This window comes from Streptomyces sp. NPDC002853 (assembly GCF_053591915.1).
Genome location: NZ_JBSFUS010000001.1, coordinates 734,715 through 757,007, shown reverse-complemented (window position 1 = coordinate 757,007; position 22,293 = coordinate 734,715). Strand labels below are relative to the sequence as shown.

Annotated in this window: 18 protein-coding genes and 1 tRNA gene; 3 read left to right on the top strand and 16 right to left on the bottom strand. The window is 69.1% G+C overall.

Translation table 11 applies throughout. The annotated features are described in order from the left end of the window. Position 1: 1 nt before the first annotated feature. Positions 2–1,315, bottom strand: coding sequence for an ABC transporter substrate-binding protein (locus tag ACWD02_RS03300; protein WP_451203902.1), 1,314 nt, complete (start codon positions 1,313–1,315; stop codon positions 2–4). Positions 1,316–1,629: 314 nt separating this feature from the next. On the opposite strand from ACWD02_RS03300, the gene ACWD02_RS03295 reads away from it, so the two are divergent. After that, positions 1,630–2,685, top strand: a complete 1,056-nt coding sequence (locus ACWD02_RS03295) for a LacI family DNA-binding transcriptional regulator (protein WP_451203900.1) — start codon at positions 1,630–1,632, stop codon at positions 2,683–2,685. A gap of 63 nt (positions 2,686–2,748) precedes the next feature. Here ACWD02_RS03295 and ACWD02_RS03290 read toward each other — a convergent pair. From ACWD02_RS03290 to ACWD02_RS03275, 4 genes are all read right to left on the bottom strand, one after another. After that, a tRNA-His gene (locus ACWD02_RS03290) sits at positions 2,749–2,821 on the bottom strand. Between the two features lie 111 nt (positions 2,822–2,932). Next, positions 2,933–3,535 carry an oligoribonuclease gene (gene orn / locus ACWD02_RS03285; protein ID WP_451203898.1) on the bottom strand — a complete coding sequence of 201 codons (603 nt, stop codon included), beginning with the start codon at positions 3,533–3,535 and terminating at the stop codon, positions 2,933–2,935. Positions 3,536–3,545: 10 nt separating this feature from the next. Next, positions 3,546–4,784 (bottom strand): GlxA family transcriptional regulator, encoded by a 1,239-nt coding sequence (locus ACWD02_RS03280; protein WP_451203896.1) that lies wholly within the window; start codon positions 4,782–4,784, stop codon positions 3,546–3,548. A 438-nt stretch (positions 4,785–5,222) separates the two neighbouring features. Continuing rightward, the gene (locus ACWD02_RS03275) at positions 5,223–5,519 is read right to left on the bottom strand and encodes a hypothetical protein (RefSeq protein WP_451204377.1); all 297 of its coding nucleotides are present in this window, start codon (positions 5,517–5,519) and stop codon (positions 5,223–5,225) included. Between the two features lie 563 nt (positions 5,520–6,082). Between ACWD02_RS03275 and ACWD02_RS03270 the strand changes: the two genes are divergently transcribed. Next, positions 6,083–6,607: a universal stress protein gene (locus ACWD02_RS03270; RefSeq protein ID WP_451203894.1), complete on the top strand. Its 525-nt coding sequence runs from the start codon at positions 6,083–6,085 to the stop codon at positions 6,605–6,607. Positions 6,608–6,879: 272 nt separating this feature from the next. Here ACWD02_RS03270 and glmS read toward each other — a convergent pair whose 3' ends face one another. From glmS to ACWD02_RS03255, 3 genes are all read right to left on the bottom strand, one after another. Then, positions 6,880–8,697, bottom strand: coding sequence for a glutamine--fructose-6-phosphate transaminase (isomerizing) (gene glmS, locus ACWD02_RS03265; RefSeq protein ID WP_451203892.1), 1,818 nt, complete (start codon positions 8,695–8,697; stop codon positions 6,880–6,882). A 10-nt stretch (positions 8,698–8,707) separates the two neighbouring features. Next, positions 8,708–8,965: a hypothetical protein gene (locus tag ACWD02_RS03260; protein WP_363309460.1), complete on the bottom strand. Its 258-nt coding sequence runs from the start codon at positions 8,963–8,965 to the stop codon at positions 8,708–8,710. 106 nt (positions 8,966–9,071) lie between these two features. Beyond that, positions 9,072–9,968 (bottom strand): DUF4429 domain-containing protein, encoded by an 897-nt coding sequence (locus ACWD02_RS03255; RefSeq protein WP_451203890.1) that lies wholly within the window; start codon positions 9,966–9,968, stop codon positions 9,072–9,074. 129 nt (positions 9,969–10,097) lie between these two features. On the opposite strand from ACWD02_RS03255, the gene ACWD02_RS03250 reads away from it, so the two are divergent. Beyond that, complete coding sequence (locus ACWD02_RS03250; RefSeq protein WP_451203889.1) at positions 10,098–11,720, top strand: beta-N-acetylhexosaminidase; 1,623 nt, start codon at positions 10,098–10,100, stop codon at positions 11,718–11,720. Between the two features lie 60 nt (positions 11,721–11,780). Here the strand turns inward: ACWD02_RS03250 and ACWD02_RS03245 are convergent, their stop codons facing one another. The 8 genes from ACWD02_RS03245 to ACWD02_RS03210 all read right to left on the bottom strand — a co-directional run bounded on the left by ACWD02_RS03245 (position 11,781) and on the right by ACWD02_RS03210 (position 22,249). Next, on the bottom strand, positions 11,781–13,565 hold the full coding sequence (locus ACWD02_RS03245) for an IucA/IucC family protein (RefSeq protein WP_451203887.1): 1,785 nt from the start codon (positions 13,563–13,565) through the stop codon (positions 11,781–11,783). Further along, on the bottom strand, positions 13,562–14,131 hold the full coding sequence (locus ACWD02_RS03240; protein WP_451203885.1) for a GNAT family N-acetyltransferase: 570 nt from the start codon (positions 14,129–14,131) through the stop codon (positions 13,562–13,564). Before ACWD02_RS03240 ends, ACWD02_RS03245 begins: the two co-directional genes overlap by 4 nt. Further along, positions 14,128–15,411: a lysine N(6)-hydroxylase/L-ornithine N(5)-oxygenase family protein gene (locus ACWD02_RS03235; RefSeq protein ID WP_451203883.1), complete on the bottom strand. Its 1,284-nt coding sequence runs from the start codon at positions 15,409–15,411 to the stop codon at positions 14,128–14,130. Before ACWD02_RS03235 ends, ACWD02_RS03240 begins: the two co-directional genes overlap by 4 nt. Further along, positions 15,395–16,843, bottom strand: coding sequence for a pyridoxal phosphate-dependent decarboxylase family protein (locus tag ACWD02_RS03230; protein ID WP_451203881.1), 1,449 nt, complete (start codon positions 16,841–16,843; stop codon positions 15,395–15,397). Before ACWD02_RS03230 ends, ACWD02_RS03235 begins: the two co-directional genes overlap by 17 nt. A 157-nt stretch (positions 16,844–17,000) precedes the next feature. After that, the gene (locus tag ACWD02_RS03225; RefSeq protein WP_451203879.1) at positions 17,001–18,038 is read right to left on the bottom strand and encodes an ABC transporter substrate-binding protein; all 1,038 of its coding nucleotides are present in this window, start codon (positions 18,036–18,038) and stop codon (positions 17,001–17,003) included. 126 nt (positions 18,039–18,164) lie between these two features. Beyond that, positions 18,165–19,319 (bottom strand): acyl-CoA dehydrogenase family protein, encoded by a 1,155-nt coding sequence (locus ACWD02_RS03220; RefSeq protein ID WP_451203877.1) that lies wholly within the window; start codon positions 19,317–19,319, stop codon positions 18,165–18,167. A 6-nt stretch (positions 19,320–19,325) separates the two neighbouring features. After that, positions 19,326–20,267, bottom strand: coding sequence for a hydroxymethylglutaryl-CoA lyase (locus ACWD02_RS03215; protein ID WP_451204375.1), 942 nt, complete (start codon positions 20,265–20,267; stop codon positions 19,326–19,328). 20 nt (positions 20,268–20,287) lie between these two features. Then, entirely contained in the window at positions 20,288–22,249 is a 1,962-nt protein-coding gene (locus ACWD02_RS03210) for an ATP-binding protein (RefSeq protein ID WP_451203875.1), read from the bottom strand. Positions 22,250–22,293 lie beyond the last annotated feature (44 nt).

The following is a 22,293-nucleotide window of genomic DNA, read 5'->3' as shown; positions in this document are numbered from 1 at the left end:
GTCACTGTCCCAGAACATCCTTGATCTCCTTCTGCGCGGCCTCCCAGCCCTGCGCCGGAGACTTGCCCTGTTGCTCCACCTGGAGCACGCCGATGTCCGTGATGGACTGGCCGATCTGGGCGTCCTTCAGGCCGTAGATGGCAGAGGGGGTGTTCTTCGCGATGTCGGCGAAGATCTCCGTGATGGGCGCGTCATTGAAGTACGCCTTGGTCGCCGGGGACGGCTTCAGCGTGTCGTACGCCGACGGGGTGGAGGGGAAGCTGGCCTGCTTGGCGAAGACCTTGGCGAGCTGCTCGGGCTGCGTCAGCCAGACGGCGAGCTCGGTCGCCTCCTTCTTGTGCTTGCCCGCGCTCGGCACACCGAGGAAGGTGCCGCCCCAGTTGCCGTCGGTCGGCGCCTTGGCCATGTCCCACTGGCCCTTGCCCTCCGGGCCCGTCTTCTCCTGGATGTAGCCGGCCATCCACGCGGGGCAGGCCACCGAGGCGAACTTGGCGTTGGCGAAACCCTGGTCCCACGTCGGGTCGAACTGCTTGAGCTTGGACGACATGCCGCCCTGCGCGACCTTCATCGCCGCGTCCCAGGCGTCCTTGCGGCCCTGGCTCTTCTCGTAGATCTCCTTGCCGCCCTTGTCGTAGTACCGCTCGGTGGCACCGGCGAAGACCGCGTTGTAGACGCTGGAGGCGGAGTCGACGAACTTGGTGCCCTCGGGGGCCTTCTTCATGTACTTGTCGCCGAGCGCGACGTACTTGTCCCAGCCGCCGGCCCACTCCTTGGCGAGCTCCTCGCGGTCGGTGGGCAGACCGGCCTTCTTGAAGAGGTCCTTGCGGTAGCACAACGCCGTCGGGCCGATGTCGACGCCGAGGCCGACCGTCTTGCCGTCCTCGGTCGTGGCCTGGTTCCACTTCCAGTCGAGGTACGTGGACTTGTCCACGCCCTCGGCCTTGCTCAGGTCCTCGAACTTGGCGCCCTGGGTCTGTACGACCTCGGTGATGTTGCTGACCTCGATGGCGGCCACGTCATTGACACCCGCGCCGGACTGGAGCTGGGTGAGGAGCTTCGGGTAGTAGGCGTCGTTCCGCTCGATCACGTTCTCTTTGATCTTGATGTTCGGGTGCGACTTCTCGTACTCGTCGTAGAGACCGGCCTGCTTGAGGCCCAGCACACCGAACGTGCCCACATTGAGCGTGACCTTGCCGTCGCCGCCCTCCGAGCTGCTGTCGTCGTCGCTGGAACAACCGGCCAGCAGGCTGCCGGCCAGCGCGGTCACGGCCGCGAAGGCCACCAGCCGACCGGGTCGGCGGGAACTCGTGCGCATTACGTCCTCCTGTTGCCTGACGTGCCGACCCCCCGGCCAACTGCACTTCATGCCCCGTTGCTTGACTCTTCGGCTCGGGCGGGGAACGTGCGGGATGTGTACGTGTCAGGTACTGTGGGAGCGCTCCCACAAGTGATGAGTTGAAGAGTCGTGGCTCGGAGCGGGGGTGTCAAGGGACCGGACAGCGAGACATGTCTTCAGTTATCGGGCTGTTACGAGGAGGCCCGCGCGATCGGCCCATCCGATCGGCGAAGATCGGGCTGTTACATTCCTCTACATTCCTCGCCCGGGGGAAGTGCGACGGGAGGCGGACAATGCCAGCTCACGGACCGCGCGGCCGCAGCGGCGGACGACCGACCCTGGAGGAGGTCGCCGCGAGGGCGGGAGTGGGCCGCGGGACGGTCTCCCGGGTGATCAACGGCTCGCCGCGGGTGAGCGAGGCGACCCGGACGGCCGTCGAGGCCGCCGTCGCCGAACTGGGTTACGTCCCGAACACGGCGGCCCGCGCCCTGGCCGCCAACCGCACCGACGCCATCGCCCTGGTCGTGCCCGAGCCCGAGACCCGCTTCTTCGCCGAGCCGTACTTCTCCGACGTCCTGCGCGGGGTCGGTGCGGAGCTCGGCGAGACGGAGATGCAGCTCCTGCTGATCTTCGCCGGGAACGACCGCAGGCGCCAGCGCCTGGCCCAGTACCTCGCGGCCCACCGCGTCGACGGCGTCCTGCTCGTCTCGGTCCACGCCGACGACCCGCTGCCGGACCTCCTGGCCCAGCTGGAGATCCCCGCGGTGATCAGCGGCCGCCGCTCGGCCGACGAGCAGCTGCCCTCGGTCGACTCCGACAACTTCGCCGGGGCCCACTCCGCGGTCGAGCACCTCCTGTCGCGTGGCCGCACGCGGATAGCCACCATCACGGGCCGCCTGGACGTCTACGGCGCCCAGCGCCGCCTCGACGGATACCGCGCGGCGCTTTCGGACGCGGGCCGCCCCGTGGACGAGCGGATGATCGCGCCGGGCGACTTCACGGAGGAGGGCGGCCGCAGGGCGATGACGGAGCTGCTCGCGGCGTTCCCGGACGTGGACGCGGTCTTCGCGGGCTCCGACGTGATGGCGGCCGGCGCCCGCCAGGTCCTGCGCGAGGCGGGGCGCCGGATACCCGACGACGTGGCGCTCGTCGGCTTCGACGACTCGGCGATCGCCCGCCACATGGACCCGCCCCTGACGAGCGTGCGCCAGCCGATCGAGGAGATGGGCCGCGCGATGATCGACCTCCTGCTGGCCGAGATCGCCGACGACCGCCCGGCATCGGCCCGCCGCCTGGAGCACCGCCAGCTGGTCCTGCCCACGGAACTGGTGGAGCGGGAGTCGTCCTGAGCGTCCGGGCGAGGCACGAAGAAGGCCCGGTCCGCTTTCGCGGACCGGGCCTTGATCATTCAGGGTGAGTGACGGGACTTGAACCCGCGGCCACCTGGACCACAACCAGGTGCTCTACCAACTGAGCTACACCCACCATGTCCGGTCGTCTTGCTTTCTTCCGACCGGCCGAGAAAAAGTGTACAGGGTCCGAAGGGGTGCTCGCGCACGCGTTTTCCGGACCCCGTACAGAGGTGATCCGCGAAGGCTACTCCGCAGGCAGCACGTACTTCGCCGCGATCGTTTTCGCGGTGTCGGAGTCCGGACCGGGCTGCGGGACGAAGACCGCCTCGCGGTAGTAGCGCAGCTCGGCGATGGACTCGCGGATGTCGGCGAGTGCCCGGTGGTTGCCGTTCTTGTCCGGGCTGTTGAAGTAGGCCCGGGGGTACCACCGCCGGGCGAGTTCCTTGATGGAGGACACGTCGACGATGCGGTAGTGGAGGAACTCCTCCAGGGTCCGCATGTCACGCAGCAGGAAGCCGCGGTCGGTACCGACCGAGTTGCCGCAGAGCGGCGCCTTCCGCGGCTCCTTGACGTGCTCACGTACGTACGTCAGGACCTGCTCCTCGGCGTCGGCCAGCGTCGTGCCCGATGCCAGTTCGTCGAGGAGCCCCGAGGTGGTGTGCATCTTGCGCACCACCTCGGGCATGGTCTCCAGCGCCGCGTCCGGCGGGCGGATCACGATGTCCACACCTTCGCCGAGCACGTTCAGTTCCGAGTCGGTGACCAGTGCGGCCACCTCGATAAGTGCGTCATCCGTCAGCGAGAGCCCGGTCATCTCGCAGTCGATCCACACCATGCGATCGTTCATGCGTCTTACCCTACGGCGCACTCCTCTGGCCGGGCAGTGGCGGACGTCCTGGCGCGTACACATCCGAGTTCGGCTTCCCCGGCTCCGCGGTCAGCGAGGCCGACGGGCCGATGGCACTCGCGGCCGCCGTACGCCGTGTCTGCGAGGGCACGGGTCCCGTGCCCTCCGCGTGCACCGTCGCCGTGGCGGGCACGGGCGCCGCCGATTCCAGCAGTGCCCGCTCACCCCCCTGCGGCCTGCGGGCGCGGTAAGCGGCCCGGTAGGCGGCGGGCGACGAGCCCAGCTGGCGCCGGAAGTGGCCGCGCAGGGCCACCGGCGAACGGAAGCCGCAGCGGCCCGCGACCTCGTCGACGGAGTAGTCGGAGGTCTCGAGCAGCCGCTGTGCCTGCAGCACGCGCTGAGTGATCAGCCACTGCAGGGGAGCGCTCCCGGTGAGCGAGCGGAACCTGCGGTCGAAGGTGCGCCTGCTCATGTACGCGCGCGCGGCCAGGGTCTCCACGTCGAACTGCTCGTGGAGATGCTCCAGGGCCCAGGCGACGACCTCGGCGAGCGGGTCGGCGCCGATCTCCTCAGGTAAAGACCTGTCGAGATAGCGCTCCTGGCCGCCGGCCCGGCGTGGTGGCACGACGAGCCTGCGCGCGAGCGCGCCCGCCGCCTCGTTGCCATGATCCGTGCGCACGATGTGCAGGCACAGATCAATTCCGGCCGCGGTCCCCGCGCTGGTGAGCACGTCCCCGTCGTCGACGAAGAGCTCACGCGGGTCCACGTGGACGGACGGATATCGCTTGGCCAGCGTCGGTGCGTACATCCAGTGCGTGGTCGCCGGACGGCCGTCGAGCAGACCGGCCGCGGCGAGCACGAACGCCCCGGTGCACAGGCCCACGATGCGGGCGCCCTCTTCGTGCGCGCGGCGCAGCGCGTCGAGTGCCTCCGGCGGCGGCGGTGATGTGATCGACCGCCAGGCCGGCACCACGACGGTGCCCGCGCGCCCTATCGCCTCCAGGCCATGTGGCGCGGTGAGTTCGAGCCCCCCGGTCGTACGCAGCGGTCCCTCTTCACCGGCGCAGACCAGCAGCCGGTAGCGGGGGACCCCGGCGTCCTGCCGGTCGATCCCGAACACGGAGAGCGGTATGGAACTCTCGAAGATGGGGCCACCGCTGAACAGCAGCACCGCGACAATCTCCCTGCGGCGGCGTCCGGAGAGTTTCCGCGACGCGGCTTCTTGCACGGCAGTGGAGTCGTGGCTCATGGTGCTAAGCCCCCCTCGGTCGTCGCGGCTCCCTGTTCTTGGCGTGCTCTGTCTCTGCGTGTCCTGCGTTCTCGGCGCTCTTGGCGTTCCTGTCGGACCTGTCGCTCCTGCACGTTTCCCCTCGGTCCTCCACCAGTCCCCCGCCGTAATACAGTCATGATCGAATCTACTGCGTCCCGTGCTGCCGGGGTGACCAGTTAAGGACCCGGCACTATGTCGACATGGCAACTTGGCGTGAAGCAGTCGATCACGAAGCGTTGCACTCACGGGCGTTGCTGGGAAGTGCGCCTCAGCTCCGTGGCCGGTCCCCGTAGGGTTCAGGCGCCCTCCGCATGCCTTTCAGCCCTGGTGGGACCGGGGTTGAGCACCCCTTCGGCCAAGGAATGCATGGCCATAGGAAGTTGGCTGAAAAGTTACGGGTAGGTGCGCGTGAATCGGTCAGTCCACCGGCGCTGACCCACCAGCATGCCGACCGCCCCTGTGTGCCCCCGGAGCCGTCCGTCCGTGCCGCCCGCGACGCTCGTCCGCCGGCTCGTCGCGCCGCTCGTCGGCCGACCGCGCCGCCCCCCGCTCGGACTGCCGCAGGAGCAGCCGGCAGACCCCCGTCACGGCAAGCAGTCCGAGGGCCGAACCCGCGGCTCCCGCCAGCGAGGTCCCGTACCCCACGAGGACGACGGGAACCAGGACGCAGCTGAATGCCGCCCAGCGCACGACATCGCTCGCGGAGTCCTGCAAGGGGGTGGGTGGCGACTCCTCGGCGCGCGGCGCCGGGACGCCTCCGCGCTGGCGCTCACGCGCCCCCTCGGGCGGGCGTCGGTGGCCCTGCGGCGTGACGCGTGAGGATGTCGTGGCTCGTGAGGTCGTCGTGACTCGTGAGGACACTGGCGGCGGTCCAGGCACGGCGGGCTCCCTGTGGCGGTGGCGTACCGAGGTTCAACGCGTGGTCGCGCGGCCGGTCACTGGCGTGATCCTTGTGGCCGACGACAGCCCCACGGGTGGGTGCCCAAACCACCTGTACGAGGCAGCAACCATTGCCATACGGGCGCCGCTCATGCATGCTCCGGTGAACGCCGTGAGGCTCCCGCAGGGCCGACAGCAAGCTCTGGGCAGGAGAGGAGTGTCGCCGTACCCTTGGGGGTATGGGATTGGGAAGATGATTCCCGGACACAGCTCCGGTGGTCGCCGCTCCTCCTCGTCCCTGCCCGATCCTGTCTGATCTTGTCCGATCTGCTCCATCTGCGCCGTACGACCCGAACAGAGCCGACCCTCCCACAGAGGACTCCTTCGCCGAGACACCCATGGCCGGTCACGAATTCTCCGAACCAGCGGACCGCAAGCGGCAGGTCGCCGATTCCACGGCGACCCCCCAGGCGGCGGAACAACCACGTCACTCCTGCGATCCGGCCTTCCGGCACGGAGTCGTCGTCGGATTCGACGGCTCGACCTCCAGTGAACGCGCTCTCTCGTACGCGATCGGGATGGCCCATCGCTCGGGCTCCGGCCTGATCATCGTGCACGTCGCCAACCGGCTTCCCACCACGGTGTGGGCGGGCTGTGAGCCGCCGGTCTTCGTCGACGTGCCGGATCACCGCACGGAAGTGCTCGGTCTCGAACTGGCCTGTGCGGACTATCTGGCCGAGGTGTCGTGGATCCTGGTCGAGCGCGGCGGCGACATCTGCCACGAGCTCGAAGAGGTCGGCCGGGAGTACTCCGCGGACGCCATCGTCGTCGGGTCGACGCACGGGATCGTGGGGCGCATCTTCGGCTCGGTCGCGGGCCGGCTCGCGCGCCGTGCGCAACGCCCCGTCGTGGTCATTCCCTGACGTCCCCGCGTCCCAGGTGGGGTGAGGGTGGCGAGGCGTCAACTTCCTTTGTGTGTAGATAAATCTACTCGTGCGTAGAGGTGCTTTGTGCCCTTGTGAAGGGTACGTACAGGGGCACGACCACCTGCCGACCGGGGAGTGACGGCTACCGGCTTTGGCAGGCGTGGGTCGGGGGAATGGGCGCCCCTGGCCCCTGAAGAACGACCCCTCGCACGCTTGGTGGCACGCGCGAGGGGTCGTTCATCTCCGGGTGTCCGGTGCCCGGGGCGGTCCTACTCGACCGTGACCGACTTGGCCAGGTTGCGCGGCTTGTCGATGTCGCGGCCCAGGGCCAACGCCGTGTGGTAGGCGAGGAGTTGGAGCGGGATGCCCATCAGGATCGGGTCGAGCTCGTCCTCGTTCTTCGGGACGAGGATGGTCTGGTCGGCCTTCTCCTGCTCCTGGTGCGCGACCGCGAGGATCTTGCCGCTGCGGGCCTTGATCTCCTCCAGGGCGGCGCGGTTCTTCTCCAGGAGGTCGTCGTTCGGGACGATCGCGACCGTGGGGAGCGCGGGCTCGATGAGCGCGAGGGGGCCGTGCTTGAGCTCGGACGCGGGGTAGGCCTCGGCGTGGATGTACGAGACCTCCTTGAGCTTGAGGGAGGCCTCGCGGGCGACGGGGTAGCCGCGTACGCGCCCGATGAAGAGCATCGAACGGGCGTCCGCGTACTGCTTGGCGATCTTCTTGATCTCGTCCTCCTGCTTGAGGATCTCCGAGATCTGCCCCGGCAGCTTGCGCAGGCCCTCGATGATCCGCTTGCCGTCGGAGACCGACAGGTCGCGGATGCGGCCCAGGTGCAGGGCGAGCAGGCCGAAGGCGACCGTGGTGTTCGTGAAGCACTTGGTCGAGACGACGCAGACCTCCGGGCCCGCGTGGACGTACACGCCCGCGTCGGCCTCACGGGCGATCGCGGAACCGACGACGTTCACGACGCCGAGCACACGGGCGCCCTTGCGCTTGAGCTCCTGGACCGCGGCAAGGACGTCGTACGTCTCGCCGGACTGGGAGACCGCGATGTAGAGGGTGTCGGGGTCCACGACCGCGTTGCGGTAGCGGAACTCGGACGCGGGCTCCGCGTCGGCGGGGATGCGGGCCAGCTCCTCGATCATCTGGGCGCCGATCATGCCCGCGTGGTACGAGGTGCCGCAGCCGAGGATCTTGACGCGGCGCACCTTGCGGGCGTCGTGCGCGTCCAGGTTCAGCCCGCCGAGGTGCACGGTGGAGAAGCGGTCGTCGATGCGGCCGCGCAGGACGCGGTCCACGGCGTCGGGCTGCTCGAAGATCTCCTTGTGCATGTACGTGTCGTGGCCGCCCATGTCGTACGACTCGGCCTCCCACTCCACGGTGGTCGGGGAGGCGGTCGTGCGCGAGCCCTCGGTGGTGTAGGTGCGGTAGTCGTCGGCCTTGATGGTGGCCATCTCGCCGTCGTCGAGGGTGACGACCTGGCGGGTGTGCGAGACGAGCGCGGCGACGTCCGAGGCGACGAACATCTCCTTCTCGCCGATGCCGAGGACCACGGGGGAGCCGTTGCGGGCGACCACGATGCGGTCGTTGAAGTCGGCGTGCAGGACGGCGATGCCGTACGTGCCCTCGACGTGGCGCAGGGCCTCGCGGACCCGGTCCTCCAGCTTGTCCGCCTGGGCGCGGGCGATCAGGTGGGTGAGGACCTCGGTGTCCGTCTCGGAGAGGAACTCGACGCCGTCGGCGGTGAGCTTGGCGCGCAGCTCGGAGGCGTTGTCGATGATGCCGTTGTGGACGACGGCGACCTTGTTGTCGCCCGACATGTGCGGGTGCGCGTTCTCGTCGGACGGGGCGCCGTGGGTCGCCCAGCGGGTGTGGGCGATGCCGGTGGTGCCCTTGAAGCGGGCGGGCACCTTCGCCTCGAGGTCGCGGACGCGGCCCTTCGCCTTGACCATCTTCAGGCCGGAGGTCTTGGGGCTGGTGATGACGACGCCCGCGGAGTCGTAGCCGCGGTACTCCAGGCGCTGGAGGCCTTCGAGGAGGAGGGGGGCCACGTCACGCTTGCCGATATAACCGACGATTCCGCACATAGAGGGTTTCCTAGCCGTAGATGATGCGGCGCAGCTGCCGGAGGGTGAGCTCGGGCGGCGCGACCGCGCGGTATGTGAGGTCCGCCGAGATCTGTTCGAAGATCGCCGCGTTCAGCAGGCCCTGACCTTGCAGTTCGCGGTGGCGGCGACGGACGAATTCTTCGGTCGTCTCGTCGAAGTAGGCGAGCACGTCCTGGATGACCCGCAGCGCTTCGCCCCGCTGGAGCGGGGTGCTGCGGGTCAGGTGATCCACCAGGTCGTCGTGCATTCGTTGATCCTGAAGGAAGAGCCCCGCGCGTGCAACAATCCTGCCCGGTATCGGGCAGGGATGCGTCGAAAACTGGCCCCGACGGCTTACATCCGCTTCCGCTCGCTCACATTCGCTTCAGGATCGCCTGCTTGGCGAGAGCGAACTCCTCGTCCGTGAGTATCCCGCCCTTGTGCAGCTCGCCCAGCTCACGCAGGCGCCGCAGCAACGCGTCATGGTCGTCCTCGGCGGACACCGGCGCGGGCGTGGCGGTCGCCGCCGTGAGGGCGGCCGGGGCCTCGGGGGACTTCGCGAGGCCCGGCGTCCCGGCCGGATGGGGGAGCCGTACCTGCACGGCGGCGGCGACCAGCGCCATCAGCGGGTCCTTCTTGAAGCCCCACAGCTCGACCGAGTTCGGGTCGTACTTCGGCGGGGCCTTGGTGGGCGCGTGCCGGACGGTGAAGCGGAGGCAGCCGTTCTCCAGGCCCACCGCGGGCTGCCATTCCACCGCCGCGACCTCGGAGAGGGACAGCGTGCGCGTACCGGACGCCGACTTCGCCTCCTCCGTCTTCCAGTTCCACTCCAGGCGGATGGTCTCGCCGTCGAAGCTGGCCGTGCCGTCCCCCGCCGAGACCGACAGCGGCACCGAGGGGCCCGGCAGCAGATAGCTGTCGCAGGGCGCGGCCGGCACCTGTTCGAGCAGCAGCGCGTTGCGGACCTCGTCCACGACGTACTCCGCGACCCCGTAGCGGTCCGAATCCACCGCGAGCTGATACGGATCGGCATCCCCGAGCTTGCCCCCCGCGGCCTGCAGCAACGGGTCGGCGCCGTCCCGCAGCCGCAGCCGCAGACGCCCCGACTTCTTGCCCTGTTCGAAGGCGATGCCCGCCAACGCGTCCAGCGGCACGGCCAGTTCTCCCAGCGCCTTGCGCAGCAGAGACACGTTCTTGTCGCGTCCCGGCACCAGGCGCAGCGTCTCTCCGTCGAAGGTCCAGGTCCCGTCGCGCTGGATGATTTCCGCCATGGGAGGATTCTTCCATTGGCGGGCGACCGAAGTGGTCTACACCCTTGACCCGCTCCGGGGCGCAAGGTACCCATGGTGACCGTTCGATTGCGATGCACCACAGTGATGGCCCGTCGAAGGGACCCGCTCGTGAGACAGCACCACAGATCGACCCGCCTGTTCGGCTCGTTGCTGCTCGTCGCCGCGGCCGGCTTCTCGTCCGTGGCCGCCGTGCCCGTCGGCGACAGCGGGGCGCGGGAGGCGGCCGCGGCCACCACGCCGACCCCGCTCGGCCAGGTCGTCCCGGCCCCCGTGTCCGCCGACCCGGGCGGATCCCCGTACGCGATCAACTCCAAGACCCGCATCAGGGTCGACGACTCGCGTGACGCGCGCCGGATCGGCGGCTATCTGGCGGATGTCCTGCGCCCCTCGACCGGCTACCCCCTGAAGGTCACCGACGACGGGGGCCGCGACGGCATCCGGCTCCGGCTGGACTCCAAGGACAAGTCCCTGGGCAAGGAGGGCTACCGCCTCGATTCGAGGCGGGGTTCCGTCACCATCACGGCCCGCGAGCCCGCCGGGCTCTTCTACGGCGTGCAGACGCTGCGGCAGCAACTGCCCGCGGCCGCCGAGAAGAAGACGAAGCAGGAGGGCCCCTGGCTCGTCGCGGGCGGCACCATCAAGGACGCGCCCCGCTACGCGCACCGCAGCGCGATGCTCGACGTGTCGCGGCACTTCTTCTCGGTCGACAAGGTCAAGCGCTACATCGACCAGATGTCGCTCTACAAGGTCAACAAGCTGCACCTGCACCTGAGCGACGACCAGGGCTGGCGCATCGCCATCGACTCCTGGCCCAGGCTCGCGACGTACGGCGGCTCCACGCAGGTCGGCGGCGGCAAGGGCGGCTACTACACGAAGGCCCAGTACAAGGACATCGTCCGGTACGCGGCATCGAGGCAGCTCGAGGTCATCCCCGAGATTGACATGCCGGGCCACACGAACGCGGCCCTCGCCTCGTACGCCGAGCTGAACTGCGACGGCGTCGCGCCCCCGCTCTACACCGGCACCGAGGTCGGCTTCAGCTCGCTGTGCGCCAAGAAGGCGGTCACGTACGACTTCGTGGACGACGTCATCCGCGAGATCGCCGCGCTGACCCCCGGCAAGTACATCCACATCGGCGGCGACGAAGCGCACTCCACGAGCCACGAGGACTACGTGGAGTTCATGAACAAGGTGCAGCCCGTCGTCGCCAAGTACGGCAAGACCGTGATGGGCTGGCACCAGCTGACCGGCGCCACGCCCGCCAAGGGCGCCGTCGCGCAGTACTGGGGCTATGACGCCACCGGCGCCGCCGAGCGCGAGCAGGTCGTGAACGCCGCGAAGAACGGCACCAAGCTGCTCCTCTCGCCGGCCGACCGCTCCTACCTCGACATGAAGTACAACAAGGACACGCCGCTCGGCCTCTCCTGGGCGGGCCTGGTCTCGGTGCAGCGCAGCTACGACTGGGACCCGGCGACCTACCTGAAGGGCGCGCCCGCGGACTCGATCCTGGGCGTCGAGGCACCGCTGTGGTCGGAGACGCTCTCGACCTCGCAGCACATCGAGTTCATGGCGTTCCCGAGGCTGCCCGGCATCGCCGAGCTCGGCTGGTCGCCCGCCTCGACGCACGACTGGGACACGTACAAGGTGCGGCTCGCCCAGCAGGGGCCGCGCTGGGACGCGATGGGCATGGACTACTACAAGGCCTCCGAGGTGCCCTGGCCCGCCAAGTGACCTGCGCGGTCGGGCATGAGAGCGGGGCTCCCGGGGACCGTCCCGGGAGCCCCGCTCGGCTCATGAGGTGACCGTCTCCTGCGCGATCGGGTTCGCCAGCGTCCCGACCAGCTGGAGCGCGCCCGCCGGGTCGGCGAGGTCCACCATCTGTTCGTTGTCCCGCAGCTGGAGCCGGTTCAGGCAGGAGCGCGCGAACTCCGGGGCGAACATGTCGTACTGCTTGAACTTGTCGGCCAGCTGGGGCGTGGCCTCCTGGTACGTCGTCACGCACTCGGCGACGGCGTCCCAGAACGTCTCCTCGTCCACCAGGCCCTCGGTGACGAGGTTCGCGGACAGGAAGCGGAAGAAGCAGTCGAAGACGTCGGTGAAGATCGACAGGAGCTTCTGGTCGTCGGGGACCTCGACCCGCAGCCGCTCGACCGCGGGCGGCAGGACCGCGTCCGGGTCCATGACCGCGATCTCCTCGGCGATGTCCTTGAAGATCGCCCGCTGTACGACGCCGTCCTTGAGGACCAGGATGACGTTCTCGCCGTGCGGCATGTAGACGAGGTCGTACATGTAGAAGCTGTGCAGGAGCGGCGTCAGGTAGGCGTGCAGATAGCCGCGCAGCCACTGCGCGGGGGTGAGACCGGAGCGCTCGATGAGGGCGCCCGCGAAGGACGCGCCCTCCTGGTCGGTGTGCAGGAGCGAGGCCATCGTGGCCAGCTGCTCGCCCTCGGCCAGCGAAGGGACGGGGCTCTCGCGCCACAGGGCCGCGAGCATCTTGCGGTACGGGGAGTAGCGGTCGGTCGCGGCCTCGTACTCCAGGTGGCGATAGCCGACGGCCGCGCGCTCGCGGATGATCGTGAGGCCGGTCGACTTCAGGGTCTCGTCGGTGTCGATGAGGTTCGCGAGCCAGTCGTTGATCGCGGGGGTCGCCTCCATGTACGCGGCCGAGAGCCCGCGCATGAAGCCCATGTTGATGACCGAGAGGGCCGTTTTGACGTAGTGCTTGGCCGGCTCGCTCTTGTTGAAGAAGGTACGGATCGACTGCTGGGCCAGGTACTCGTCGTCGCCTTCGCCGAGGCACACCAGGTGCCGCTGGGCGACCTCGGCCGCGAAGGTCACCGACAGTTTGTTCCACCACTGCCACGGGTGCGCCGGGATCAGGAGGTAGTCCTCCGGGTCCAGGCCCTGCTCACGGAGTGTGCGGTCGAACCGGTCCAGGGTCTCCTGGCCCAGTTCGGCCCGCAGGAACGACTCGTAGTCGATGCCCGCGCCCGCCGTGAACGCGGCCCGCTCCTTGCTCGCCGCCAGCCACACGAGCCGTACGGGGCTCGCGGTCTCCGGCGCGTACGAGAGGTACTCGTGGACGCCGAAGCCGAGCCGGCCGTTGTTGGCGACGAAGCAGGGGTGGCCCTCGGTCATGCCCGTCTCGATCTCCTGGAAGCCGGAGCGGGAGAGCTCGGCGGAGGGGATCGCGGGCTTGGTGAGTTTGTAGCAGGTGCCGGAGAGGGTGGAGGAGATCTCCTCCAGGTAGACCGGCAGGATCTCGTCGCTCAGGCCGAGCGCCGTACGCAGCTCGATGAAGAAGTCGAGTGCGTTGAGGGGGAGTTCGGCGCCGTCGCGGTGCCGGGAGATCGAGTCGGCGTCGACCTGCCAGTGGTCGAGCCGCAGCCGCTTGGCGGTGAAGCGGTAGCGGGTCAGGGCGTCGTCGCTGCGGATGACGTATTTGTCCTCGCCCAGTGGCTCCGGGGTGAAGAGCCGCTCGTGGGAGAACTCGGCGATGGCTTTGCGGATGAGGAGGCGGTTGGCCTGCTCCCAGCGCTCGGGGGAGAGGTGCGCCGTTGCGTCGGACAGGGTCATATCGCCGATTCCCTTTCGCGTACTGCTGTGTCGAACTGTTCGCGGGTGCAGAAGCTCAGCAGAGCTTTCTTCTCCGGCTTCTGGATGACCTCGGACGCCCGGAAGCCGACGGCTTCGTTGAGGGCGTGCACGGCCGTGTTGTCGACGTCCGGCTCGACCACGACGCGCTCGGTCGCCGGGTCCTCGAAGAGCGTCGTCATGACCTTGGTGATCACGTCCCGGGTGAAGCCGGGGATGCGCACGTCGGAGGGCGCGGTGAGGAAGTGCATGCCCACGTCGCCGGGCTGCGGCTCGTAGAGCCCGACCAGTTCGACGTACCGGGGGTCGTAGCGCTCCATCAGGAAGGCGGGGACGCCTTTGTGCAGGCCGATGAACGCGTCGTGGTGCTCGTGGGCGGCGATCGCCATGTACTCGCGTTCGACGTCCGGCAGCGACGCGTCCTGCATCATCCAGAACGAGGCCTTGGGGTGGGTGACCCAGCCGTGCAGGAGCTCGGCGTCCTTCAGGGGGTCGAGGGGGCGGAGGGTCAGCTCCGGATTCGTGCTCGGGTTGCTCGGGTTGCTCATACGGCGAACTCCTGGAACGCGATGGACTTCTCGACGGGGTAGTACTCCGCGCCGAGCAGCTCACCGATGATGTACGCGTTGCGGTACGGGCCCATGCCCAGGTCCGGGCTGGTCAGCGAGTGGGTGTGCACGGCTCCGTTCTGCAGGAAGATGCCGCGCCCCGTGGTGTCGATGGAGTAGTTGCGGGCGACCTCGAAGCGGCCGCGGCCGTCCCAGCGGATGCGGTCGCGCACGGGCTCCAAAAAGTCGGGCGTGACGTACTGGTAGCCGGTGGCCAGGATCAGGCCCTCGGACTCCAGCTCGAAGTCCTTGCCCTGCTCGTCCTGGTGCAGGCCGAGCGTGTAGGTGCCGTTCTCGTGACGGGCGCTCTGCAGCGAGGAGTTGGTGAGCAGCCGCGTCGGCACCGGGCCGCCGAGGTTCTTCTGGTAGAGGAGATCGAATATCTCGTTGATCAGGTCGCCGTCGATGCCCTTGAAGAGCGTCTTCTGCTGATCCTGGAGGCGGTAGCGGGTCGCTTCCGGCAGTGCGTGGAAGTAGTCGACGTACTCCGGGGAGGTCATCTCCAGGGTCAGCTTGGTGTATTCGAGCGGGAAGAAACGCGGGGAGCGCGTGACCCAGTTCAGCTTGTAGCCGTGGACGTCGATCTCGCTCAGGAGGTCGTGGTAGATCTCGGCGGCGGACTGGCCGCTGCCGACGAGCGTGATCGAGTCCTTCTTCTGGAGCTCCCGCTTGGACTGCAGATAGCGGGAGTTGTGGATGAAGTCGCCGCCGAGGCCCGCGCACGCCTCGGGGATGTGCGGCGGGGTGCCGGTCCCGAGGACGAGGTGGCGGGCGCGCAGGGTGTCGCCGGTGCTGGTGTGGACGACGTACAGCTCGTCCGCGTACGTCACCTCGGTCACCGTCGTGCTGAAGCGGATCGAGGAGAGCTTCGCGGCGGCCCAGCGGCAGTAGTCGTTGTACTCGGTGCGCAGCGGATAGAAGTTCTCGCGGATGTAGAAGGAGTACAACCGCCCTGCTTCCTTCAGGTAGTTGAGGAAGGAGTAGGGGGACGTGGGGTCCGCGAGGGTGACGAGGTCCGACATGAACGGGGTCTGGAGGTGAGCGCCCTCCAGGAACATGCCCGAGTGCCACTCGAAGTCCGGCTTGGACTCCAGGAAGAGGCCGTTCAGCTCGTCGATGGGTTCGGTCAGACAGGCGAGGCCGAGGTTGAAGGGGCCCAGTCCGATACCGATGAAGTCCAGTGGTTCCAGTGGCTCTCGGTGATCAGGAAGCGCGGTCAAGGGTCTCTCCCAGGTACTGCTCGGCGTGGCCGGCGATCAGATCGAGGACGGCCGTGATGTCGGCGACCGTGGTCTCGGGATTGAGCAGGGTGAACTTGAGGTACTGACGCTCGCCGACCTTGGTGCCCGCGACGACGGCGTCGCCGGAGGCGAACAGCGCCTTGCGGGCGTAGAGGTTGGCGCGGTCGATGGCGGACGGGTCGCAGATCGACCCGGGGATGTAGCGGAAGACGAGGGTGGAGAGCTGGGGCTCCACGACGACGTCGTAGCGGGGGTCGGCGGCGAGCAGCTGCCAGCCCTCGTCCGCCATGTCGCAGACGGAGTCGAAGAGCTCGCCGATGGCGTCGGCGCCCATCACGCGCAGCGTCATCCACAGCTTGAGGGCGTCGAAGCGGCGTGTGGTCTGCAGGGACTTGTCGACCTGGTTGGGGATGCGCTCCTGCACCATGCGGCGGGGGTTGAGGTATTCCGCGTGGTACGTCGCGTGGCTCAGCGTCGTCCGGTCCCGCACCAGGACGGCGGAGGAACTCACCGGCTGGAAGAAGGACTTGTGGTAGTCGACGGTCACGGAGTCGGCGCGGTCGATGCCGTCGAGGAGGTGACGGTTCTTGAGCGAGGCGAGCAGACCGCAGCCGTACGCCGCGTCGACGTGCATCCAGGTGCTGTACTGCTCGCAGAGCTCGGCGATCTCGGGGAGCGGGTCGATGGAGCCGAAGTCGGTGGTGCCGGCCGTGGCGACGACCGCCATGGGGGTGAGGCCGTTGTCGCGGCAGCGCTCCAGCTCGCGGGCGAGGGCGACGGTCTGCATGCGCTTGTCGTGATCGGTGGGGATGACGATCACGGCTTCCTCGCCGAGGCCCAGCAGGGTCGCGGCTTTCTGGATGCTGAAGTGGCCGACCTCGGAGGCGAAGATGCGCAGTTCGGTGGCCGGCTTTCCGGCCTTGGCGGCCTCCTCGCGGGCGAGCAGCATGGCCTGGAGGTTGGACTGCGAACCGCCGCTGGTGAACACGCCGTCGGCGGCCGGGCCGAGCCCGATGCGTTCGGCTGTCCAGTCGATGAGCCGGCGCTCGATCAGTGTGCCGCCGGCGGATTGATCCCACGTGTCGAGGGAAGAGTTGACCGCGGACAGCACCGCCTCGCCGAGCACGGCCGGGATGACGACCGGGCAGTTGAGGTGCGCGAGATAGCGCGGGTGGTGGAAGTACACGGCGTCGCGCAGGTAGAGCTCGTCGAGCTCGTCCAGGGCGGCGATGGTGTCGTGCAGGGGCTCGTCCAGGTCGACGGCCTCGATGCGGGGCGCGAGGTCGTCGACGGAGACGCCGGTAAAGGGGCGTGAGGTGGTGGCGATTCTGGCCGCCACCCGCTCGACTCCTTCGGTCACGGAGCTGCGGTAACGCTCCGCGGTGGTGTCGTTGAGCAGGTGCGAGCGCATGAACTTCCTCTGGGTGAGGGGACTTGGGGGAAGTGAGGTAAGCCTAACCTAACTACCCTTGTGGTTAAACCCAGGGGGTCCCTCCGGTCACCAAGAGGCAGAAAAACGGAACAGCCCTCTCCGGAATGCGGAGAGGGCTGTCGGTCGTGCGGAGAGGTCAGCTGACCTTCTTGGCCTTCTCGATCGCGTCGGCGAGGTCCTCGAGGATCGGGGCGCACTTGTCGTACGAGTAAATGGGCTCGGTGACGCGGGGGATGACCTGGCCGGCCTTGACCGCGGGCAGCTTCGCCCAGGTCGGCTTCTCGATGTCGGCGGGCTGGATGGTGGCGGTGCGGTTGTCCATCATGATGATGTCCGCGTCGTGCTTGTTGACGTTCTCCCAGCTGAGGTTCTCGAACCAGCCGCCGCTCGCCTTCTTGGCGGCCTCGGACGGCTCGACGAAGTTCACGCCGAGGGACTTGAAGTACTCCAGGTCCGCGGAGAGGTTCGTCCCGGAGACGTAGAAGATGTCCTGGCTCGCCGAGCCGACGAGGACCTTGATGTCCTTGTTCGCCTTGGCGACCTTGCGCAGCCGCTCGGCCGCGGCCTCGAAGCGCTTCTTCGCCTTGACGACCTTCTCGGCCTTCACGTCCGCGCCGAGCGACTCGGCAAGTGCGAGCAGGCGCTGGAGGGGCTCGGTCATCTTGCGGTCGTAGACGCTGACGCCGACGCTCGGGGCGAGCTTGAGGATCTTGTCCTTGCTCTCCTCGGGAACGGACCAGAGCGTGCCCGCGTCGTCGAACATCGTGGAGACGAGGAGGTCGGGGGCGAGGCTCGCGTACTTCTCGATGTTGAACTTGCCCCATTCGTTGCCGAGGATCGTCACCTTGCTGACGTCCATGTCGCCGGCCTGGACGTCGGCCTTGCCGTCCTTGGTCTTCGTCGGGCCGAAGACGCCCTTGACCTCGATGCCGTAGTCGAAGAGGGCGGCGGCGACGCTGGTGAAGGCGACGATGTTCTTCGGGGTGCCCTTGGCCTTGGCGGTCGTGCCGCGGTCGTCCTTGAAGCTCCAGGGGCCGGAGTCGCCGGAGTCCGCAGCGCCCGAGTTGTCCTTCTTCTCGTCTCCACAGGCTGCCAGCAGGGCCGTCAGGCCGAGGGCTCCGCCTGCGGCGAGGATGCCGCGGCGGGAGGGCTGGGGGAGGCGGGAGTGGGGCATGAGGGTCTCTGCTTTCGTGAGGACGGCGGCACGGTGGGGCCACTGGCCGGAACTAGCGCTTAGGTTAACCTAACCTAAGGTGCTGTCCAGTGGCCCCCGCGGGCGCCTTCCCCGACGCGGGGGTGGTTATCCCGCGAATCCCAGCTCCCTGGCGATCAGCATGCGCTGCACCTCGCTGGTGCCCTCGCCGATCTCCAGGATCTTGGAGTCCCGCCACATGCGGGCCACCGGATACTCGTTCATGAAGCCGTACCCGCCGTGGATCTGGGTGGCCTCGCGGGCGTTGTCGACGGCGACCGTGGAGGAGTAGAGCTTCGCGATCGCCGCCTCCTTCTTGAAGGACTCGCCGCCGACGAGGCGCGACGCCGCGTCCCGCCAGCCGACCCGGGCCATGTGCGCCCGCATCTCCATGTCGGCGATCTTGAACTGGATCGCCTGATTCGCCCCGATCGGCTTGCCGAAGGCGTGCCGCTCCTTGGCGTACTTCACGGACTCGTCGACGCAGCCCTGTGCGAGGCCCGTCGCGAGCGCGGAGATCGCAACCCGGCCCTCGTCGAGGATGCGGAGGAACTGGGCGTAGCCGCGGCCCTTTTCGCCGAGGAGGTTCGCCGCGGGCACCCGGACGTCCGCGAAGGACAGCTCGCGGGTGTCCGAGGCGTTCCAGCCGACCTTCGAGTACGGAGCGGCGACCGTGAACCCGGGCGTCCCGGACGGCACGATGATCGAGGAGATGAGCGGCCGTCCGTCCGGCTTGCGGCCGGTGACGGCGGTGACCGTGACCAGGCCAGTGATGTCCGTGCCGGAGTTGGTGATGAAGCACTTGGAGCCGTTGATCACCCACTCGTCGCCGTCGAGTACCGCGGTCGTGCGGGTGCCGCCCGCGTCCGAGCCGCCGTCCGGCTCGGTCAGGCCGAAGGCGCCCAGGAGTTCACCGGAGCAGAGCCGGGGCAGCCACTCCTGCTTCTGCTCGTCCGTGCCGAAGAGGTGGATCGGCATGGCGCCGAGCGAGACGCCCGCCTCCAGGGTGATCGCCACCGAGGAGTCGACCCGGGCCAGCTCCTCGAGGGCGATGCCCAGGGCGAGATAGTCGCCGCCCATGCCGCCGTACTCCTCGGGGAAGGGCAGGCCGAACAGGCCCATGCGGCCCATCTCGCGGACGATCTCGTACGGAAACTCGTGGCGCTCGTACAGGTCGCCGATCTTGGGGGCGACCACCTCGTGCGCGAACTCCTCGACGGTGCGGCGGAGTTCCTCGTGCTCGGGGGACAGACGGTGGTCCATCGTTCTTCACTGCTCCTGGTGGGAGGTGCCCGACAGGGCACGGACGGTGCGGGAGGGGCTGGGTCGGCCCAGTTGTTCGGCCATCCACGCGCTGGTGGCGGTGAGCTTGCCGAGATCGACGCCGGCCTCGATGCCGAGGCCGTCGAGCATCCACACGAGGTCTTCGGTGGCGAGATTGCCGGTGGCGCTCTTCGCGTACGGGCAGCCGCCGAGGCCGCCCGCCGATGAGTCGACCGTGCGCACGCCGTGCTGCAGGGCGGCGAGGGTGTTGGAGAGCGCCTGGCCGTACGTGTCGTGGAAGTGCACGCCGATGCGGTCCGTCGGCACACCCTCCTCGTTCAACTGAGTGAGCAGGGCGAGGACATGACCGGGGGTGGCCACGCCGATGGTGTCGCCGAGGCTCAGCTCGTCGCAGCCCATGTCGAGGAGCGCCTTCGCGGTGCGGACGACCTGGGCGATGGGCACCGGGCCCTCCCACGGGTCGCCGAAGCACATGGAGAGATAGCCGCGCACCCGCACCTCCCGCTCGCGGGCGCGGGCCACGACCGGCTCCGACATGGCGAGCGCCTCGGCCATGGTGCGGTTCAGGTTGGCCTTGGCGAAGGACTCCGTGGCGCTGACGAAGACCGCGATGTCGCGGGCGCCGAGCGCCAGCGCGCGGTCGAGGCCCCGGTCGTTCGGCACCAGGACGGGGAGCTTCGTCCCTCCGTCCTGCGCGAGGTCCCGCACCAGCGGGAACAACTGCTCGGAATCGGACAGTTGGGGCACCCACTTGGGGTGCACGAAGCTGGTCGCCTCGACGGTCGTGAGGCCCGCCGCGGCGAGGCGGCGGATGAACTCCGCCTTGGTCTCGGTGGGGACGACCGCTTTCTCGTTCTGCAGGCCGTCCCGTGCACCCACCTCGTAGATACGGACGCGGCGCGGGAGGTCCGGGGAGGGCACGGCCATCGGGAGCGAAACGGGGGGCGTCACTTCTCCTCCTGCGGGGTCTCGTCGGGGATCACCACGGCCAGGACCTGGTCCATGGCGACGGTCGAGCCCGGCGTGACGTCGAGTTCGCTGACGGTGCCCGCGTGCGGGGCGGAGATGACGTGCTCCATCTTCATCGCCTCCACCACCAGGAGGCTCTGCCCCTGGGTCACGTGGTCGCCGGTGGACACCTTGACGACCGTGACCGTGCCGGGCATGGGGGCCGTGAGGGCGTCGGCACCGCTGTGGGCCGCGCCGGTGAGGCTCGCCTCCACGGGGTCGTGGTCCTGGACGTGCCACGCGTCGCCGTCCCTGCCGAGCCAGTCGGCGGCGCGGTGGAAGGTGTGGGCGACGCCGTCCACGTGGACCGTGACGCGGCCGGGTTCCACGGTGCGGGGGCCCTCGCCCGCGATGTGCGCCACGGGCTCGTGTCCCGGCACGCGCAGGCTGTGCGTCAGGGGGGCCGGGGTGCCGCCGAGGCGCCAGTTGGTCGGGGCCGAGAAGGGGTCACGCCAGCCGTCACCGGTCGGTTCGAGGGCGGCGGTGCGGACTGCTGCCGCCGCTTCGTACACCTCGTCGGGCACCCCTTCGGGGACGAGGCCGTCCGCCTCGCGCTCCACGAGGCCGGTGTCCAGCTCCCCGGACACCACCGCCGGGTGGGCGAGGAGGCGCCGCAGGAACCCGGCGTTCGTCGGTACGCCCAGGGTGACCGTCTCCGCGAGCGCGGCCCGCAGCTTGCGCAGGGCGGTCGGGCGGTCGGGGCCGTACGCGATGACCTTCGACAGCATCGGGTCGTACAGACTCCCGACCTCCGTGCCCTCGCTCAGCCCCGAGTCGGTCCGCACGCCGTCGCCCTGCGGCTCGTGCAGGGCGAGGACGGTGCCGCCCGACGGCAGGAAGCCGCGCGAACCCGCTTTAACAGACACAGTCTCCGCGCAGACGCGGGCCTCGATCGCGTGCCCGGTGAGGGTGATGTCGTCCTGCCCGTACGGCAGTTCCTCGCCGGCGGCGACCCGCAGCTGCCACTCCACCAGGTCGAGGCCGGTGATCAGCTCCGTCACCGGGTGCTCCACCTGGAGGCGGGTGTTCATCTCCATGAAGTAGTACGACGCCGGGTCCTTGCCCGGCACGATGAACTCCACCGTGCCCGCGCCCGCGTAGCCGCAGGAGCGTGCCGCCTGGACCGCCGCCTCGCCCATGGACGCGCGCGTGGCCTCGTCGAGCAGGACGCTGGGGGCCTCCTCGATGATCTTCTGGTGGCGGCGCTGGAGCGAGCACTCGCGCTCGCCGAGGTGGATCACGTTCCCGTGGCCGTCCGCGAGGACCTGGATCTCGATGTGCCGGGGGCGGTCGATCCAGCGCTCCACGAGCAGCGTGTCGTCACCGAAGGAGGACCGCGCCTCGCGCCGCGCGGCGGCGATCTCGTCCGCGAGCAGGGAAGCGTCCCGCACGAGGCGCATGCCCTTGCCGCCGCCGCCCGCCGACGGCTTGAGCAGCACCGGCATGCCGATCTCCCGGGCGGCATCGGCCAGTTGGGCGTCGGTCAGGCCGCTGCCCGAGGAGCCGGGGACCACCGGGACCCCGGCGGCCTTGACCGTCTCCTTGGCGCGGATCTTGTCGCCCATCAGGGAGATGGCCTCGGCGGGCGGGCCGATGAAGACGAGCCCGGCGTCGGCGCAGGCCCGTGCGAACTCGGCGTTCTCCGCGAGGAAGCCGTACCCCGGGTGGACGGCCTGGGCGCCGCTGCGGGCCGCCGCTTCGAGCAGCCGCTCGGCCGAGAGATAGCTCTCGGCGGCCGGGGCCGGGCCCAGGCGCACGGCCGTGTCCGCCTCCCGCACATGCCGGGCGTCCGCGTCCGCGTCGCTGAAGACGGCGACCGAGCGCACGCCGAGGGCGCGCAGCGTCCGGATGACGCGGACCGCGATCTCGCCCCTGTTGGCGACCAGAACCGTGTCGAACATCGTCCCTCTCCCCGGGATGGTCCTTTGCTGGAAGTCGCTCATCG

What these genes read in the sequence shown, in the direction of transcription:
- ACWD02_RS03210 (WP_451203875.1), bottom strand. Translation starts at nt 22,249, where the DNA reads ATGTTCGACACGGTTCTGGTCGCCAACAGGGGCGAGATCGCGGTCCGC.
- ACWD02_RS03260 (WP_363309460.1), bottom strand. Translation starts at nt 8,965, where the DNA reads ATGCACGACGACCTGGTGGATCACCTGACCCGCAGCACCCCGCTCCAG.
- ACWD02_RS03300 (WP_451203902.1), bottom strand. Translation starts at nt 1,315, where the DNA reads ATGCGCACGAGTTCCCGCCGACCCGGTCGGCTGGTGGCCTTCGCGGCC.
- ACWD02_RS03255 (WP_451203890.1), bottom strand. Translation starts at nt 9,968, where the DNA reads ATGGCGGAAATCATCCAGCGCGACGGGACCTGGACCTTCGACGGAGAG.
- ACWD02_RS03280 (WP_451203896.1), bottom strand. Translation starts at nt 4,784, where the DNA reads ATGAGCCACGACTCCACTGCCGTGCAAGAAGCCGCGTCGCGGAAACTC.
- ACWD02_RS03295 (WP_451203900.1), top strand. Translation starts at nt 1,630, where the DNA reads ATGCCAGCTCACGGACCGCGCGGCCGCAGCGGCGGACGACCGACCCTG.
- glmS (WP_451203892.1), bottom strand. Translation starts at nt 8,697, where the DNA reads ATGTGCGGAATCGTCGGTTATATCGGCAAGCGTGACGTGGCCCCCCTC.
- ACWD02_RS03245 (WP_451203887.1), bottom strand. Translation starts at nt 13,565, where the DNA reads ATGACCCTGTCCGACGCAACGGCGCACCTCTCCCCCGAGCGCTGGGAG.
- ACWD02_RS03270 (WP_451203894.1), top strand. Translation starts at nt 6,083, where the DNA reads ATGGCCGGTCACGAATTCTCCGAACCAGCGGACCGCAAGCGGCAGGTC.
- orn (WP_451203898.1), bottom strand. Translation starts at nt 3,535, where the DNA reads ATGAACGATCGCATGGTGTGGATCGACTGCGAGATGACCGGGCTCTCG.
- ACWD02_RS03220 (WP_451203877.1), bottom strand. Translation starts at nt 19,319, where the DNA reads ATGGACCACCGTCTGTCCCCCGAGCACGAGGAACTCCGCCGCACCGTC.
- ACWD02_RS03225 (WP_451203879.1), bottom strand. Translation starts at nt 18,038, where the DNA reads ATGCCCCACTCCCGCCTCCCCCAGCCCTCCCGCCGCGGCATCCTCGCC.
- ACWD02_RS03215 (WP_451204375.1), bottom strand. Translation starts at nt 20,267, where the DNA reads ATGGCCGTGCCCTCCCCGGACCTCCCGCGCCGCGTCCGTATCTACGAG.
- ACWD02_RS03230 (WP_451203881.1), bottom strand. Translation starts at nt 16,843, where the DNA reads ATGCGCTCGCACCTGCTCAACGACACCACCGCGGAGCGTTACCGCAGC.
- ACWD02_RS03240 (WP_451203885.1), bottom strand. Translation starts at nt 14,131, where the DNA reads ATGAGCAACCCGAGCAACCCGAGCACGAATCCGGAGCTGACCCTCCGC.